Raw genomic sequence first — 14636 nt, 5'->3', positions numbered from 1 at the left:
CTCCCTGAGACGGGCGCCCCGCGACGGGCATCAGCCCCAGCAGAGGTCCTTGCCCTCGGCGACCGAGATCGAGTCGACCCCCTCGGCCGGCTTGTCGGTGACGAGCGCCACGCCGGTGTCGAAGAAGTCCTTGCCCTCGGTCGGCTGGGGCAGGGTGCCGTCCTTGGCGTAGGCGGCGATCGCCTCGATCCCGAGCGAGGCCATCTTCAGCGGGTACTGCTGCGAGGTGGCGCCGATCACGCCGTCGGCCACGTTCTGCACGCCGGGGCAGCCGCCGTCGACGGAGACGATCAGCACGTCCTTCTCGCGCCCGATGGCCTTCAGCGCCTCGTAGGCGCCGGCGGCGGCGGGTTCGTTGATCGTGTAGACGACGTTGATCATCGGATCCTTGGCCAGCAGGTTCTCCATCGCCTTGCGGCCGCCTTCCTCGTTGCCGGCGGTCACGTCATGGCCGACGACGCGGGGATCGGTCTCGTCACCCCACTTGTTCGGATCGCCGAGTTCGATGCCGAAGCCCTGCAGGAAGCCCTGGTCGCGCAGCACGCCGACGGTCGGCTGGCTCACGGCGAGGTCGAGCATCGCGATCTTCGCGTCCGCCGCGCCATCGCCGAGGGTCGCCTTGGCCCACTGGCCGATCAGCTCGCCCGCCTTGAAGTTGTCGGTGGCGAAGGTGGCGTCGGCGGCATCGGCCGGGTTCAGTGGCGTGTCGAGCGCGATCACGACGAGGCCCGCGTCGCGCGCCTGCTGCACCGAGGAGACGATGGAGGAGGTGTCGGAGGCGGTGATCAGGATGCCCTTGGCGCCGTCGAGGATGCAGGTCTCGATCGCCGCGACCTGGGTCTCGTGGTCGCCGTCGACCTTGCCGGCGAAGCTTTTCAGCTCGACGCCCAGTTCCTTGGCCTTCGCCTCGGCGCCTTCCTTCATCTTTACGAAGAAGGGGTTGGTGTCGGTCTTGGTGATCAGGCACGCCTTGACCGAATCGGCGGCGAAGGCGCCTGTCGTCGCGGCAAGCATCACGGCGGTGCTGGCAAGTAGTGTTCTCATGGTATAAACCTCCCTAGGTAGTATTGCGGCACAAGGTCGTCCGCTCTGACGTGTCGACCGGATGCGTTGCCCGGCGATGTCGCAATATGACGACGAAACCGCAGCGACGTCAATAAATAAATCAGATTGATTTATTAATGGGGTCCGTGCATTCTCGGTCACGGAGGAATGACCCATGCAGGACATGACGATCGGCCCCCAGGTGGTCGCGGCCGGGGTCAACCAGGCCCGCGTCCGCGATCACAACGAGCGGATCGTGATGACCATCATCCAGCGCAACGGCGGTCTGCCGGGGATCGAGATCGCGCGCCGCTGCGGGCTTTCGCCGCAGACGGTGTCGGTGATCCTGCGCAGCCTCGAGGCCGACGGCTTCCTCGAAAGGGGCGAACCGCTGCGCGGCAAGGTCGGCAAGCCGAGCGTCCCGATGCTGCTGCATCCCGACGGCGTGCTGTCGGTCGGGCTCAAGATCGGGCGCCGCAGCGCGGAACTGGCGCTGCTCGACTTCCTCGGGCAGGTGCGCTTCTCGGCCCAGACCGCCTATGCGCTGCCGCTCCCCGGGACGGTGTTCGGTTTCCTGCGGAAGGGGCTTGCCGAGATTCACGACAGTCTGACGCCGAAGCAGCGCCAGCGCATCATCGGCATCGGCATCGCCTCGCCCTTCGAGATCTGGAACTGGCACGACAGCCTCGGCGCCAGGCAGGAAGAACTCGACGTCTGGCGCGGCCTGTCCTTCGCCGAAGAAGTGGCCAAGTTCAGCGACCTGCCGGTGCATGTCGAGAACGACGCGACCGCCGCCTGCCGGGCCGAGCACGTGTTCGGGCTGGGCAGCAGGATCGGCGATTTCGCCTATTTCTTCATCGGCTCCTTCGTCGGCGGCGGGATCGTCCTGAACCAGTCGGTCTATGACGGCCGCCAGAGCAACGCGGGCGCCTTCGGCTCGATGCCGGTGCGCGGGCCCGACGGGAACACCTGTCAGTTGATCGACACCGCCTCGCTCCACCTGCTGGAAAACCGCCTACGCGGGATCGGGGTGAACCCGGGGCGGCTCTGGACGCGCCCGCAGGACTGGTCGGGCTTCGATGCGGCGGTGTCGGACTGGATCGGCGAGGCCGCGGCCAGCCTCGCCGCGGCCGTGGTCTCGGTGATCAGCGTCATCGACTTTGCCGATTTCGTGATCGACGGCGCGATGCCGCCTGAGGTGCGGGCGCGGCTGGTGGAGGAAACCCGCCGCCACCTGCTCCGGCAGGACCTGCGCGGACTGGCGCTGCCGGAACTGCACGAGGGCACGGTGGGCGGCGATGCCCGCTCGATCGGCGCCGCGGCGGTGCCGGTCTTCTCGCGTTTCCTGCTGAACAGCCACGCCGGCTATATCTAGGACCGGCCGTGCCCCCGTGGTGCGGACCTGGCCGGACCTGTCGATCCTTCAGTCGCCGCCCGCGCCCGGGGCCCGGACGGTGCGCGCAGGGTCACGGCAACAGCGCCCTGACCGCCTCCCGCGCGCCGAGGGAGGTCAGCCGCGCATAAGCGTCGCGCAGGGGCGCGGCGTGGTCGCGGGCGAAGTCGCGGGGGAAGATGCTCTCGACCCCGAGCAGCGCCTCGACCCGCGCCGTCCCGGCCGCGCCGTCGCAGAGGCCGCGCAGCCGGTCCGCCAGCGGGTCGCGCACGTCGATCGGCTGGCCGTCGAGCCCGATGCCGCCGACATAGTGCATCCACGCCGCCACGGCGAGGCAGAGCCCGGGCGCCTCGCGGCCCGCCTTCCGGTTCTCGGCCAGGGTGCCGAGGATCCGCTGGGGCAGCTTCTGGCTGCCGTCCATGGCGATCTGCCAGGTGCGGTGGCGGATCGCCGGGTTCTCGTAGCGGCGGAACAGCGCCCTGGCATAGTCCGCGAGGTCGGTGTTCTCGGGCGGTGTCAGGACGGGGATGATCTCTTCCGCCCAGAGGTGCTTCACGTAGGCGGCGAAGACCGGGTCGGCGGCGCAGGCGGCGATGGTCTCGTGCCCCGCGAGGTAGCCGAGGTAGGCCAGGGACGAATGGGTGCCGTTCAGCATCCTCAGCTTCATGTGCTCGAAGGCGGTGACGTCCTGCACCAGCTCGGCGCCGACCTTCTCGAGCGCCGGGCGGGCGTCGTCGACGAAGCTGTCCTCGATCACCCACTGGCGGAAGGGTTCGTGCATCACCGGCGCGCGGTCGTCGCGTCCGGTCAGACCTGCCACGGTCTCGATGTCGTCCGCCTTCGTGGCGGGCACGATGCGGTCGACCATGGTGGCGGGGAAACGCCCCTCGGCCGCGATCCAGTCGGCGAGGTCCGGGTCGATCCGGCGGGCGAGGTCGAGGGCGATGCCCTTCACCAGCGCGCCGTTGCCCGGCAGGTTGTCGCAGGTCAGCACGGTGAAGGGACGTCCGCCCGCGGCACGGCGGCGCTGCAGCGCGCGCACGAGGTAGCCGGGGGCGGACTTCGGGAGGTCATGCGCGAGGTCGTGGGCGATGTCGGGATGATCGGTGTCGGGCGCGCCGGTGGCGGGGTGATGGCAATAGCCCTTCTCGGTGACGGTCAGGGTAACGATTCTCACCGCCGGGTCGGCCATCCGCGCCAGCACCGCCTCGGGATCCTCGGGCGCGACCAGCACCTCCGTCACCGCCTCGATCACCCTGGGTCGGGTGCCCTCGGGGGCCAGTTCGACGGCGGTATAGGCGCCTTCCTGCGGGGCGAGGGCGTCGCGGGTGGCGGGGCTTTTCAGCGAGACGCCGATGATGCCCCAGTCACCGCCCGCCCGTTCCATCGCCTCGGCGATGTAGACGGCGCCGTGGGCGCGGAAGAAGGCGCCGAGGCCGAGGTGGACAATGCCGGTCCTCGGGCGGGGCCGCGAGGGCGCGAGGCGGGGGAGATTATCGGGCAAGCCAGCCTCCATCGACGCTGAGGATCGTTCCGTGGATGTACTTCGCCGCCGGGGAGGCGAGGAAGACGGCGGATTCCGCAATGTCCTCTGGCTGCCCCCAGCGGCCCGCCGGGATGCGGTCGAGGATCGCCCTGCTGCGCTCGGGGTCCGCGCGCAGCGCCTCGGTGTTGTTGGTCTCGATATAGCCCGGGGCGATGGCGTTGACGTTGATGCCCTTCGCCGCCCATTCGTTCGCCAGGAGCTTCGTCAGCCCCGCGACCCCGTGCTTGGACGCGGTATAGGCGGGCACGCGGATGCCGCCCTGAAACGACAGGAGCGAGGCGATGTTGACGATCCTGCCCTCCGCCTTCCGGGCCAGCGCGGCCCTGGCGAAGGCCTGCGAGGTGAAGAACAGCGCCTTCAGGTTCACGTCGATGACCGCGTCCCAGTCCTCCTCGCTGTAGTCGGTGCTGTCGGCGCGGCGGATGATGCCGGCGTTGTTCACGAGGATGTCGACGGGTTCGGCCGCGAAGACGTCCTTCGCCGCCATCGGATCGGCGAAGTCGAGTTTCATCTCGCGGGCGTCCTCCATCATCGCGACCGTCTCGGCGCAGGAGGAGCGGCCGGCGCAGATCACGCTGGCGCCCGCGCGACCCATGGCCAGCGCGATGGCCTGGCCGATGCCAGTGTTCGCGCCGGTGACGAGGGCGGTCTTTCCGTCGAGCGAGAAGGGGGTCATCTGAGGTCCTCCATGGCGGCCATGTCCATGTCCGTGTAATCGACGTTGTCCCCGGCCATGGCCCAGACGAAGGTGTAGGCGCCGGTGCCGCAGCCCGAGTGGATCGACCAGGGAGGCGAGACGACGGCCTCCTCGTTCGCCATGACGACGTGGCGCGTCTCGTCGGGCCGGCCCATCAGGTGGAACACCCGGGCATCTTCGGCAAGGTCGAAGTAGAGATAGGCCTCCATCCGCCGGTCGTGGGTGTGGGCGGGCATGGTGTTCCAGACCGAACCTTCGGCAAGCTTCGTGTAGCCCGCGACAAGCTGGCAGGACTCCATCACCTCGGGGTGGACGAATTGGAGGATGGTGCGCCTGTTGGCCGTCTCCTGCGCGCCGAGTTCCACCTTCCGCGCCGCGTCGGGCCGGATCAGGCGGGTCGGGCAGGTGCGGTGGGCGGGGCAGGACAGGATGTAGAACCGCCCCTCGCCCGAGAAGCTGACGGGGCCGGAGCCCATGCCGAGGGAGAGGACATCGCCATGCTCCATGGCGAAGTCGTCGCGCGCGCTGACCTTGCCGGAACCGCCGATGTTGACGATCGCCATTTCGCGCCGTTCGAGGATCGTGGGGGTGCCGCACTCGGCAACGTGGTCGAGGGTGAGCGTCGCGCCGCCGGGCACCGCGCCGCCGACGATCATCCGGTCGTAGTGCGTGTAGCAGAGGCGGATCTCGCCCGCGCGGAACAGGTCGGGCATGTGGAAGTGGCGCCGCAGGGCGGCGGTGTCGAAGCCTTTCGCGGTTTCGGGGTCGATGGCGTGGCGGGTTTCGACATGGAGCATGGGAAGCCTTTCAGAGGAAATCGTCGCGGCGGGGGGTGAAGGTGTCGATCAGGACGCCCGCCTCGGTGCAGCGGCAGCCGTGTTCGGCGTCCGACGGAATCACGAAGCTGTCGCCGGGGCCGACGGCGATCTCCTCGCCCGCCACGGTGAAGGTGAAGCGGCCCGACTGGACGTAAGTCGCCTGGACATGGGGGTGGCGGTGCAGCCTGCCCTCGGCGCCCTGCTCGAAGGTGAAGGAGACGACCATCAGCTCGGGGCTGTCCGACAGCACCTGCCGGGTGACGCCGGGATCGGCCGGGACGGGGGGGTAACGGTTCAGCATGGGGGCCTCAGCGGAACAGGGAGGGCAGCCAGAGCGACAGCGCCGGGATGTAGGTGACGAGCATCAGCGTGGCGAAGGCGGCGCCGTAGAAGGGCCAGATGGTGCGCACGGCGTCCCAGATCGGGATCCGCCCCACCGCGCAGCCGACGAAGAGGACCGCCCCGACAGGCGGGGTGCAGAGGCCGATGCCGAGGTTCAGGATAAGGATGACGCCGAAATGCACCGGGTCGACGCCGAAGGCCATGGCCACGGGCAGGAAGATCGGCGTGGTGATGACGATCAGCGGGCTCATGTCCATGAAGGTGCCGAGGATCAGCAGCACCACGTTCAGCAGCAGCAGGATCACGATCGGGTTGTCCGAGACGTTCTGGAGCGCCGAGACCATCATCGCCGGAACGCGGGTGTAGGCGAGCAGCCAGCCGAAGGCCGCGGCACAGCCGATCACCATGAGCACCATGGCGGTGGTGCGCACGGCGGCGAAGGTCGCCTCGATGAAGTCCCTGAAGGAGAGGGACCGGTAGACGAAGAACGTCACGAGCAGGGCATAGACCACCGCGATGTTCGAGGACTCCGACGCCGTGAAGATGCCCGAGCGCACGCCGCCGAAGATGATCGCGACAAGGATCAGGCCCGGCGCGGCCGAGACGAACAGCGCGCCCATGGCGGCGAAGCCCGGGAACGGATCGGTCGGATAGCCGCGGCGGCGGGCGACGACATAGGCGGCGATCATCAGCGACAGCGCCAGCAGCAGCCCCGGCAGGATCCCGGCGGTGAAGAGGTCGGCGATCGAGATCTTTCCGCCCGCGGCGATCGAGTAGATGATCATGTTGTGCGAGGGCGGGAGCATCAGCGCGATGATCGACGAGGTGACGGTGATGTTCACCGCGTAGTCGACGCCGTAGCCCCGCGCCTTCATCTGCGGCACCATCAGCCCGCCCACGGCCGAGGCGTCGGCGGCGGCCGAGCCCGAGACGCCGCCGAACATGACCGAGGACAGCACGTTGACCTGGCCGAGCCCGCCGCGGAAGTGGCCGACGAAGGCGCCCGCCAGCGCCACGAGGCGGCGGGCGATGTCGCCCCTCACCATCAGGTCGCCGGCATAGATGAAGAACGGGATCGCCATCAGCGCGAAGACCGAGACGCCGGAGTTCAGGCGCTGGAAGACAACGACCGGGGGCAGGCCGAGATAGGCGATGGTGGCGAAGCTGGAGACGCCGAGGCAGAAGGCCACGGGCGTGCCGATCAGCAGCAGGAAGACGAAGGAGCCGAAGAGGACGTAGAGTTCCATGGGGTCAGTCCTCGATGGGATCGTCGCCGAAGCGGGCGGTGGGAAGCCCGGCGGCGCGGCGGGCGACACGCTCGAGCGAGAAGAGCACGATCAGCACGCCGCCGCCGACCAGCGGCAGGAAGTCGAAGGCGCCGGAGATGCCGAGGGAGGGAAGCTGGTTGCCGGCGGTCTTGGCGGCGAGTTGGGAGCCGAACCAGATCATCCCCGCGCCGAAGCCCGCGACGGTGAGGTCCGAGATGGTGTAGAAGGTCATCTTCACCCCGTGGGGCACCATGTAGAGCAGCACGTCGAAGCTGAGGTGGTAACCCTCGCGGATGCCGACGGCGGCGCCGAAGAAGATGAACCAGCCCATGATCATGACCGAGGCGGGCTCGGTCCAGACGATGCTGTCGTTCAGGACGTAGCGCCAGAAGACCTGGGCGGCGATGAACACGGTCATCAGCACGAGCCCGATGCCCGCGACCCAGAGCGCGAAGCGCGCGATCAGGCCGGTGGCGAGGGCGACGGATTTCAGGGTGTCTTGCACGGGGGGTGCTTTCCTGTGGACGGTCGGACGAGCTTTGCGAGGTCAGGACGGAGAGGGAACGGCGGAGATGTCCTGCCCGGTTTCTACACCGGGCAGCCCCCGATCGCCCCCCGGGCGGGGGCTGCCCTCTGTTCGGAGCGTCGGCGGTGCAGGCTGGTAGGCTGTGCGCTGCCCTCCATGCCGAGCGGGGGCGGTGCAGGCTGTCAGCGTCTGCGCTGCCATCTTGGCGGTTCGGATCGCAGGACGGCAGCGCAAGGCAGAATTACTCAGTTGCCTGAATGTCTTCCACCATCTTCTTCAACTTGTCCGAGGTGACGTACTTCTGGTAGACCGGCTTCATCGCCTCGATGAACGGGGTCTTGTCGATGTCGGTCACGATCTCGACGCCCGAGGCGCGGACCTTCTCCTCGGAGGCCTTCTCGCGCTGTTCCCAGAGGTCGCGCATCACGGGGACCGAGTCCTTCGCGGCCTGCTTCACGATCTCCTGGTCCTCGGGCGACAGCTTGTCCCAGGCCATCTTCGACATCACCAGCACTTCCGGCACGATCAGGTGCTGGTCGAGCGTGTAGTACTTGGCGACCTCGAAGTGGCCGGAGGATTCGTAGGACGGCCAGTTGTTCTCGGCCCCGTCGATGACACCGGTCTGGATCGAGGAATAGACCTCGCCATAGGGCATCGGGGTGGCGTTGGCGCCGAGGGCGGCGACCATGTCGACGAACATGTCCGACTGCATCACGCGGAACTTCATGCCCGCGAGGTCCTCCATCGACTTGATCGGCTTCTCGGAGTTGTAAAACGAGCGCGAGCCGCCGTCGTAGAAGGCGAGGCCGATCAGGTCGTGGTCGGCGAAGGCGTCGAGGATCTGCTGGCCGACCGGGCCGTCCATCACCTTGTGCATGTGCTCGACCGAGCGGAAGATGTAGGGCAGGGACGGGACCTGCGTTTCCTCGATGATGTTGTTGAACGGCCCGAGCGAGACGCGGTTCATGTCGATGACGCCGAACTGCGTCTGCTCGATCGTGTCCTTCTCCTCGCCGAGCTGGGCCGAGTGGAACACCTCGATGCAGAGGCGGCCGTCGGTGCGCTCTTCCAGCATCTCGCCCATCTTCTGGACGGCGACCACGGTCGGGTAGCCCTCGGGGTGGGTGTCGGACGAGCGCAGCGTCGTCTCGCAGGCGAAGGCGCCCGTGGTCAGCGCGGCGGAGGCCAGAAGGGCCGCCGTGAGGGTCTTCAGTTTCATTGTCGTTCCTCCCTGGGTGTGGCTGTCAGAGCCGGTAGGCTTGTTTCGCAAGCCGGTACGCGAGGTCTTGTGCGACCTCGTAGGCCTCGCCCTCGTCCAGCCGCCCGGTGGCGGTGAGCGTGGCGAGATAGGCGCAATCCACGCGCCGCGCGACATCGTGGCGGGCGGGGATCGAACAGAAGGCGCGGGTATCGTCGTTGAAGCCGACGGTGTTGTAGAAGCCCGCGGTCTCGGTGACGGTCTCGCGATAGCGGCGCATCCCCTCGGGGCTGTCGAAGAACCACCAGGCGGGGCCGAGCTTCAGCGCCGGATAGACCCCGGCGAGGGGGGCGAGTTCGCGAGAGAAGGCGGTTTCGTCGAGCGTGAACAGGATGACGGAAAGACGCGGATCGGTGCCGTGGGCGTCGAGCAGCGGCTTCAGCGCGCGGACGTAATCGGTCTGCGTGGGGATGTCGAAGCCCTTGTCGCGGCCGAACTGCGCGAAGATCTGCGCCGAATGGTTGCGGAAGCTGCCCGGATGGATCTGGAGCACGAGGCCATCGTCGATGGACATGCGCGCCATCTCGGTCAGCATCTGGCCGCGGAAGGCGTCGGCTTCCCCGGGGGTGCAGGTGCCCGCCAGCGCCTTGGCGAACAGCAGCGCCGCCTGGTCCTGCGGCAGGTTCTCGGTCCGCGCGGTGGCGTGGCCGTGGTCGGACGAGGTGGCGCCGAAGGAGATGAAATGTGCCCGCCGGTTCCGGTGGGCGGCGAGGTAGCCCTCCCAGGTGGCGGTATCCTCGCCGGTCATCTCGCCCAGCTTCGCCACGTTGTCGGCGAAGCCCGGGAACTCGGGGTCGACCACGGCATCGGGGCGGTAGGCGGGGATGACGCGGCCGGACCAGCCCGACTCGCGGATCATCCGGTGCCAGGGCAGGGGGTCGATGGCGCTGTCGGTGGTGCTGATCGCCTCGATGTTGAAGCGTTCGAACAGGGCGCGGGGGCGGTAGGCCTCCTGCGCCAGGCACGCCGAAAGCCGGTCGTAGATCGCATCGGCGGTGTCGGCGTTCAGCCGCTGCTCCACGCTGAAGACGTTTTCCAGCGCATGGTCGATCCACATGGCCGAGGGGGTGGCGCGCAGCAGGTGATAGTTCTCCGCGAAGAGGCGCCAGATGGCACGCCCGTCGGTCTCGACGGCGCCGCCGTCCGCCCGCGGCACGCCGAGACGCTCCAGCGGGATGCCTTGCGAGAACAGCATGCGGAAGACATAGTGATCCGGCGTCACGAACAGCTGCGCGGGGTCCGGGAAGGCCGCGTTCTCGGCGTACCAGCGCGGCTCGGTGTGGCCGTGGGGCGAGAGGATCGGCAGGTCCTTCACCGTCCCGTAGAGCGCGCGGGCCAGGCCGCGGCTTCGCGGATCGAGCGGGAACAGGCGGTCGGGATCGAGACGGGGCATCGGTGTCCTTCGCGGTCGGCACGGGGGCGAAAAAGACTTGGCTTTTCCGGTCGCCTGAAACTAGTATGTTAGTATGCCAAGCCTGTCAATCCGGCTTAGAGAGGACCCCAGATGCTGTCACAAGAGCCCGCGAAGACTGCCGCGCTGGCGCAGATCGAGCCGGTGGCGCGGGCCTCGATCTCGGACCGGGTGTTCGACGCGCTCTACCGTCAGGTCCTGTCGCTGGACCTGCCGCCGGGGGCCAAGCTGTCGGAGGCCGACGTGAGCCGCCAGATGGGCGTGTCGCGCCAGCCGGTGCGCGATGCCTTCTATCGCCTCTCGAAGCTCGGCTTCCTCATCATCCAGCCGCAGCGCGCCACGACCGTCAGCCAGATCTCGGCCCGCGACGTGTTCCGCGCCCGCTTCATCCGCACCGCGATCGAGGTCGAGATCGTGCGCCGCGCCTGCGAGAGCCTCGATCCCTCGGGCATCGCGGTGCTGGAGCGGCTGATCGAACAGCAGCAGGAGGCCATCGACGCGGGCGACAAGCGGCTGTTCCACCAGCTTGACGATGCCTTCCACCGCGAGGTCTGCGCGCTGATCGGGCTGGGCTTCTCCTGGGACGTGATCCGCGAGAACAAGGCCCATACCGACCGGGTGCGCTTCCTGTCGCTGGCCTTCGCCTCGCAGACGGCCTGCGACGACCACCGCCGGATCCTCGACGCGCTGAAGGCGCGCGACAAGGACGCCGGCGAGGCGGCGGTGCGCCAGCACCTGAGCCGGATCGAGGGCATCGTGGAGCGGCTGAGGGCCGACAACCACGCCTGGTTTGCCGAGGAGGAGTAAGGGGTGAAACGGTTCGTATCGGTGGGCGAGTGCATGGTGGAACTCGCCCCGTCATCCGAGGCGGGGCTCTATGCCATGGCCTTTTCCGGGGACACGTTCAACACGGCCTGGTACGCGCGCGGCGTGCTGCCCGCGGACTGGACCGTGGACTATGTCACGGCGGTCGGGTGCGACGGGGTGTCCGGGCGGATGCTGGATTTCGCGCGGGACAGCGGGATCGGCACCGGTCACGTCGCGCGGATCGAGGGACGGACGCTGGGGCTGTACCTGATCGAGCTGAAGGAAGGCGAGCGCAGCTTCGTCTACTGGCGCGAGCAGAGCGCGGCGCGGTTGCTGGCGGAGGATCCGGCGCGGCTGGCGGCGGCGTTCTCAGGGGCGGACGTGGTGTATTTCTCGGGCATCACGCTGGCCGTGATCGGCGCGGAAGGGCGGTCCAACCTCCTGTCCGAGGTCCGCCGCGCGCGGGCGGCCGGGGCGCTGGCGGTGTTCGATCCCAACCTGCGGCCCCGCCTCTGGCCCGACACGGAGGCGATGTGCGCGGCGGTGATGGAGGCGGCGGCGGTCTGCGACATCGCGTTGCCCTCCTTCGACGACGAGGCGCAGCATTTCGGCGATGCCGACCCCGAGGCTACGGCATCGCGCTATGCCGGGGCCGGGGCGTCCATGGTCGCGGTGAAGAACGGCGGCGGCGCGGTGCTGGTGCGCGGCAGGCTCGGCGATTCGCTTTTCGAGCCGGACCCGGTGGCCGAGGTCGTGGACACGACGGCGGCGGGCGACAGCTTCAACGCGGGGTTCCTGGCGGCGCACCTCGACCGCGCGCCGGACAGGGCGGCGGCTGAGGCGGGGGCGAAGCTGGCCGGGAAGGTCATCGGCGGGCGCGGCGCGCTGGTGCGGGCGGCGCGCGACGGGACCTGAGGCAACACCAGGCGGCGCGACTTCGGCGTTGCGGGCAACTGCCCGCGCGTTGGGCTTTTGACACATGAGCCGTTTTCGCGCACAAATTTCACCGGTGCGGGGAGGGCGAAGATGGCGGAGCAGGGCAAATCGGCAGAGGCGGGACGCATCGAGGGCGGCCGTCTGGACGATGCGGCCCGGGCCGGCTGGCTCTACTATGTCGCGGGCAACACCCAGGACGAGATCGCGAAGAAACTCGGCGTCTCGCGCCAGTCGGCACAGCGGCTGGTGTCCCTGGCGGTCAGCGAGCGGCTGATCAAGGTCCGGCTCGACCATCCCATCGCCCGCTGCATGGAGCTGCGCCAGCGGCTGATCGACCGCTTCGGGCTCGGCATCTGCGACGTGGTGCCTTCCGATCCCGGCGCTCCGGGGCTGATGGCGGGGATCGCGGGCGCGGGCGCCTCCGAGATGGAGCGGCACCTGAAGTCCGAGGCGCCGCGCATCATCTCGCTCGGCACCGGGCGGGCGCTCCGCGCCTGCGTCGAGCAATTGCGCCCCATGGCCTGCCCGCAGCACCGGATCGTGTCGATGCTGGGCAACATGATGTCCGACGGCTCGGCCACACCCTACAACGTCGTGATCCGGCTGGCCGAACGGGTGCAGGCGCGGCATTACCCGATGCCGCTGCCGGTCTTCGCCCGCAGCGCCGAGGAACTGGCGATCCTCCACGCGCAGGAGCCGGTGCGCAACACGCTCCGCCTCTGCGAGGAGGCGGACATCGCCTTCGTCGGGATCGGCAACGTCAGCGGCGCGGCGCCGCTGCTGGAGGACGGTTTCGTGACCCGCGACGAGCTGCGCGCGCTCGAGGCGCAGGGCGTGGCGGGCGAGATCACGAGCTGGCTGTTCGACCGCGAGGGGCAGGTGCTGCAAGGCGGGCTGAACGCCCGGGTGCTGAGCCATCCGCTGCGCGCCGATCCGCCGCGCCCCGTGGTCGGCATCGCGGGTGGACCCGCGAAGGTCACGGCGGCGCAGGCGGCGCTGCGCGGACGGCTGATCAACGGGCTGATCACCGACGAGGCGACGGCGGAGATGATCCTCGCGGGCTGAGGTTTTCGGTCGCCGGGGCCGGGCGGCGCGAAACTGTCATGCGCTAACAGGGATCACGGTTGACACGAATCGCCAAGTGCGTGAGTAATTGCCCACCGAAATGGCTTTTGCCCGGATCGGGCATTGGGAGGATTACATGAAAAGACTGAACCGCGCCCTGTTCGGCGCTACGGCTCTTTGCACCCTCGCGGCGACTGCGGCATTCGCGCAGGACACGACGCTCACCATCGCCACCGTGAACAACGGCGACATGGTGCGGATGCAGAAGCTGTCCTCGGACTTCGAGGAGAAGAACCCGGGCATCAAGCTCGAGTGGGTGGTTCTGGAAGAGAACGTGCTGCGTCAGCGCGTCACCACCGACGTCGCCACCAAGGGCGGCCAGTACGACGTGATGACCATCGGCACCTACGAGGTTCCGATCTGGGGCAAGCAGGGCTGGCTCGTCTCGCTGAACGACCTGCCCGACAGCTATGACGTGGACGACCTGCTGCCCGCGATCCGCGGCGGCCTGACCGTCGACGGCGAGCTTTACGCCGCGCCGTTCTACGGCGAGTCCTCGATGGTGATGTACCGCACCGACCTGATGGAGAAGGCAGGCATGGAAATGCCGGCCGAGCCCACCTGGGACGACATCAAGAAGGCCGCCGAGGCCATGACCGACAAGGAGAACGAGGTCTACGGCATCTGCCTGCGCGGCAAGGCCGGCTGGGGCGAGAACATGGCCTTCCTCACCGCCATGTCCAACAGCTTCGGCGCGCGCTGGTTCGACGAGAACTGGAACCCGCAGTTCGACAGCCCCGAGTGGAAGGAGACGATCGACTTCTACCTCGACCTGATGAACAACTACGGTCCTCCGGGCGCGTCCTCGAACGGCTTCAACGAGAACCTGGCGCTGTTCCAGCAGGGCAAGTGCGGCATGTGGATCGACGCCACCGTCGCCGCCTCCTTCGTGACCAACCCGAACGACAGCGAAGTGGCCGACAGCGTCGGCTTCGCGCTGGCGCCCGACAAGGGGCTCGGCAAGCGGTCGAACTGGCTCTGGGCCTGGTCGTTGGCGATCCCGGCAGGCACCGACGCCGAGGACGCGGCGAAGAAGTTCATCGACTGGGCGACCTCGAAGCAGTACCTCGAGATGGTGGCCGAGAAGGAAGGCTGGGCGAACGTTCCGCCGGGCACCCGCAAGTCGCTGTACGAGAACCCCGAGTACCAGAAGGTGCCGTTCGCCGAGATGACGCTGGAGTCGATCAACGCGGCCGACCCGACGAACCCGACGGTCGACCCGGTGCCCTATACCGGCGTGCAGTTCGTCGCGATCCCCGAGTTCCAGGGCATCGCCACGGCGACGGGCCAGCAGTTCTCGGCGGCGCTGGCCGGCACCACCTCGGCGGATGACGCGCTGGCGGCCTCGCAGGCGCTGACCGAGCGGGAAATGAAGCGGGCCGGTTACATCAAGTAACCTCTCCTCCCCGTGGACCGGCCCGACTTTCGGGCGGGCCGGTTCCATCCCTCTCCTGCAATTCCTGGG

14 protein-coding genes are annotated in these 14636 nt (G+C 68.5%); 5 read left to right on the top strand and 9 right to left on the bottom strand.

Annotated features, from left to right (window positions below):
• Positions 1-30: 30 nt before the first annotated feature.
• Complete coding sequence (locus tag A7B20_RS10290; protein ID WP_102108493.1) at positions 31-1044, bottom strand: sugar ABC transporter substrate-binding protein; 1014 nt, start codon at positions 1042-1044, stop codon at positions 31-33.
• Between the two features lie 175 nt (positions 1045-1219).
• Between A7B20_RS10290 and A7B20_RS10285 the strand changes: the two genes are divergently transcribed.
• The gene (locus tag A7B20_RS10285) at positions 1220-2419 is read left to right on the top strand and encodes an ROK family transcriptional regulator (protein WP_102108492.1); all 1200 of its coding nucleotides are present in this window, start codon (positions 1220-1222) and stop codon (positions 2417-2419) included.
• 91 nt (positions 2420-2510) lie between these two features.
• Here A7B20_RS10285 and A7B20_RS10280 read toward each other — a convergent pair whose 3' ends face one another.
• The 8 genes from A7B20_RS10280 to uxaC all read right to left on the bottom strand — a co-directional run bounded on the left by A7B20_RS10280 (position 2511) and on the right by uxaC (position 10285).
• Positions 2511-3953: a mannitol dehydrogenase family protein gene (locus A7B20_RS10280; RefSeq protein ID WP_102108491.1), complete on the bottom strand. Its 1443-nt coding sequence runs from the start codon at positions 3951-3953 to the stop codon at positions 2511-2513.
• Complete coding sequence (kduD, locus tag A7B20_RS10275) at positions 3931-4659, bottom strand: 2-dehydro-3-deoxy-D-gluconate 5-dehydrogenase KduD (protein WP_102108490.1); 729 nt, start codon at positions 4657-4659, stop codon at positions 3931-3933. The genes A7B20_RS10280 and kduD overlap by 23 nt, the downstream gene beginning before the upstream one ends.
• Positions 4656-5477, bottom strand: a complete 822-nt coding sequence (kduI, locus tag A7B20_RS10270; RefSeq protein ID WP_102108489.1) for a 5-dehydro-4-deoxy-D-glucuronate isomerase — start codon at positions 5475-5477, stop codon at positions 4656-4658. Before kduI ends, kduD begins: the two co-directional genes overlap by 4 nt.
• Positions 5478-5487: 10 nt before the next feature.
• Positions 5488-5799, bottom strand: a complete 312-nt coding sequence (locus A7B20_RS10265; protein WP_102108488.1) for a cupin domain-containing protein — start codon at positions 5797-5799, stop codon at positions 5488-5490.
• 7 nt (positions 5800-5806) lie between these two features.
• Positions 5807-7087: a TRAP transporter large permease gene (locus tag A7B20_RS10260; protein WP_102108487.1), complete on the bottom strand. Its 1281-nt coding sequence runs from the start codon at positions 7085-7087 to the stop codon at positions 5807-5809.
• A gap of 4 nt (positions 7088-7091) precedes the next feature.
• On the bottom strand, positions 7092-7613 hold the full coding sequence (locus A7B20_RS10255) for a TRAP transporter small permease (RefSeq protein ID WP_216641189.1): 522 nt from the start codon (positions 7611-7613) through the stop codon (positions 7092-7094).
• A gap of 262 nt (positions 7614-7875) precedes the next feature.
• A complete protein-coding gene (locus A7B20_RS10250; RefSeq protein WP_102108486.1) occupies positions 7876-8853 on the bottom strand; it encodes a TRAP transporter substrate-binding protein in 978 nt (325 codons plus the stop codon).
• Positions 8854-8878: 25 nt separating this feature from the next.
• Positions 8879-10285 carry a glucuronate isomerase gene (uxaC, locus tag A7B20_RS10245; protein WP_102108485.1) on the bottom strand — a complete coding sequence of 469 codons (1407 nt, stop codon included), beginning with the start codon at positions 10283-10285 and terminating at the stop codon, positions 8879-8881.
• Between the two features lie 111 nt (positions 10286-10396).
• On the opposite strand from uxaC, the gene A7B20_RS10240 reads away from it, so the two are divergent.
• The 4 genes from A7B20_RS10240 (at position 10397) to A7B20_RS10225 (ending at position 14567) form a co-directional block, all read left to right on the top strand.
• The gene (locus A7B20_RS10240; RefSeq protein ID WP_102108484.1) at positions 10397-11110 is read left to right on the top strand and encodes a GntR family transcriptional regulator; all 714 of its coding nucleotides are present in this window, start codon (positions 10397-10399) and stop codon (positions 11108-11110) included.
• A 3-nt stretch (positions 11111-11113) separates the two neighbouring features.
• Positions 11114-12025, top strand: coding sequence for a sugar kinase (locus A7B20_RS10235; RefSeq protein WP_102108483.1), 912 nt, complete (start codon positions 11114-11116; stop codon positions 12023-12025).
• A 111-nt stretch (positions 12026-12136) separates the two neighbouring features.
• Positions 12137-13111, top strand: coding sequence for a sugar-binding transcriptional regulator (locus A7B20_RS10230; protein WP_102108482.1), 975 nt, complete (start codon positions 12137-12139; stop codon positions 13109-13111).
• A gap of 136 nt (positions 13112-13247) precedes the next feature.
• On the top strand, positions 13248-14567 hold the full coding sequence (locus A7B20_RS10225; RefSeq protein WP_102108481.1) for an ABC transporter substrate-binding protein: 1320 nt from the start codon (positions 13248-13250) through the stop codon (positions 14565-14567).
• The last annotated feature ends 69 nt before the right edge of the window (positions 14568-14636 follow it).

The sequence above is a fragment of the Oceaniglobus roseus genome, from assembly GCF_002869745.1.
GTDB classification, from domain to species: Bacteria; Pseudomonadota; Alphaproteobacteria; order Rhodobacterales; family Rhodobacteraceae; genus Oceaniglobus; species Oceaniglobus roseus.
Note: the sequence above shows the minus strand (reverse complement) of the source record. Positions and strands in the feature narration are given on the sequence as shown.

Coding starts and splice junctions, on each gene's coding strand:
- A7B20_RS10290 (WP_102108493.1), bottom strand. CDS start 1,044: ATGAGAACACTACTTGCCAGCACCGCCGTGATGCTTGCCGCGACGACA.
- A7B20_RS10285 (WP_102108492.1), top strand. CDS start 1,220: ATGCAGGACATGACGATCGGCCCCCAGGTGGTCGCGGCCGGGGTCAAC.
- A7B20_RS10280 (WP_102108491.1), bottom strand. CDS start 3,953: ATGGAGGCTGGCTTGCCCGATAATCTCCCCCGCCTCGCGCCCTCGCGG.
- kduD (WP_102108490.1), bottom strand. CDS start 4,659: ATGACCCCCTTCTCGCTCGACGGAAAGACCGCCCTCGTCACCGGCGCG.
- kduI (WP_102108489.1), bottom strand. CDS start 5,477: ATGCTCCATGTCGAAACCCGCCACGCCATCGACCCCGAAACCGCGAAA.
- A7B20_RS10265 (WP_102108488.1), bottom strand. CDS start 5,799: ATGCTGAACCGTTACCCCCCCGTCCCGGCCGATCCCGGCGTCACCCGG.
- A7B20_RS10260 (WP_102108487.1), bottom strand. CDS start 7,087: ATGGAACTCTACGTCCTCTTCGGCTCCTTCGTCTTCCTGCTGCTGATC.
- A7B20_RS10250 (WP_102108486.1), bottom strand. CDS start 8,853: ATGAAACTGAAGACCCTCACGGCGGCCCTTCTGGCCTCCGCCGCGCTG.
- uxaC (WP_102108485.1), bottom strand. CDS start 10,285: ATGCCCCGTCTCGATCCCGACCGCCTGTTCCCGCTCGATCCGCGAAGC.
- A7B20_RS10240 (WP_102108484.1), top strand. CDS start 10,397: ATGCTGTCACAAGAGCCCGCGAAGACTGCCGCGCTGGCGCAGATCGAG.
- A7B20_RS10230 (WP_102108482.1), top strand. CDS start 12,137: ATGGCGGAGCAGGGCAAATCGGCAGAGGCGGGACGCATCGAGGGCGGC.
- A7B20_RS10225 (WP_102108481.1), top strand. CDS start 13,248: ATGAAAAGACTGAACCGCGCCCTGTTCGGCGCTACGGCTCTTTGCACC.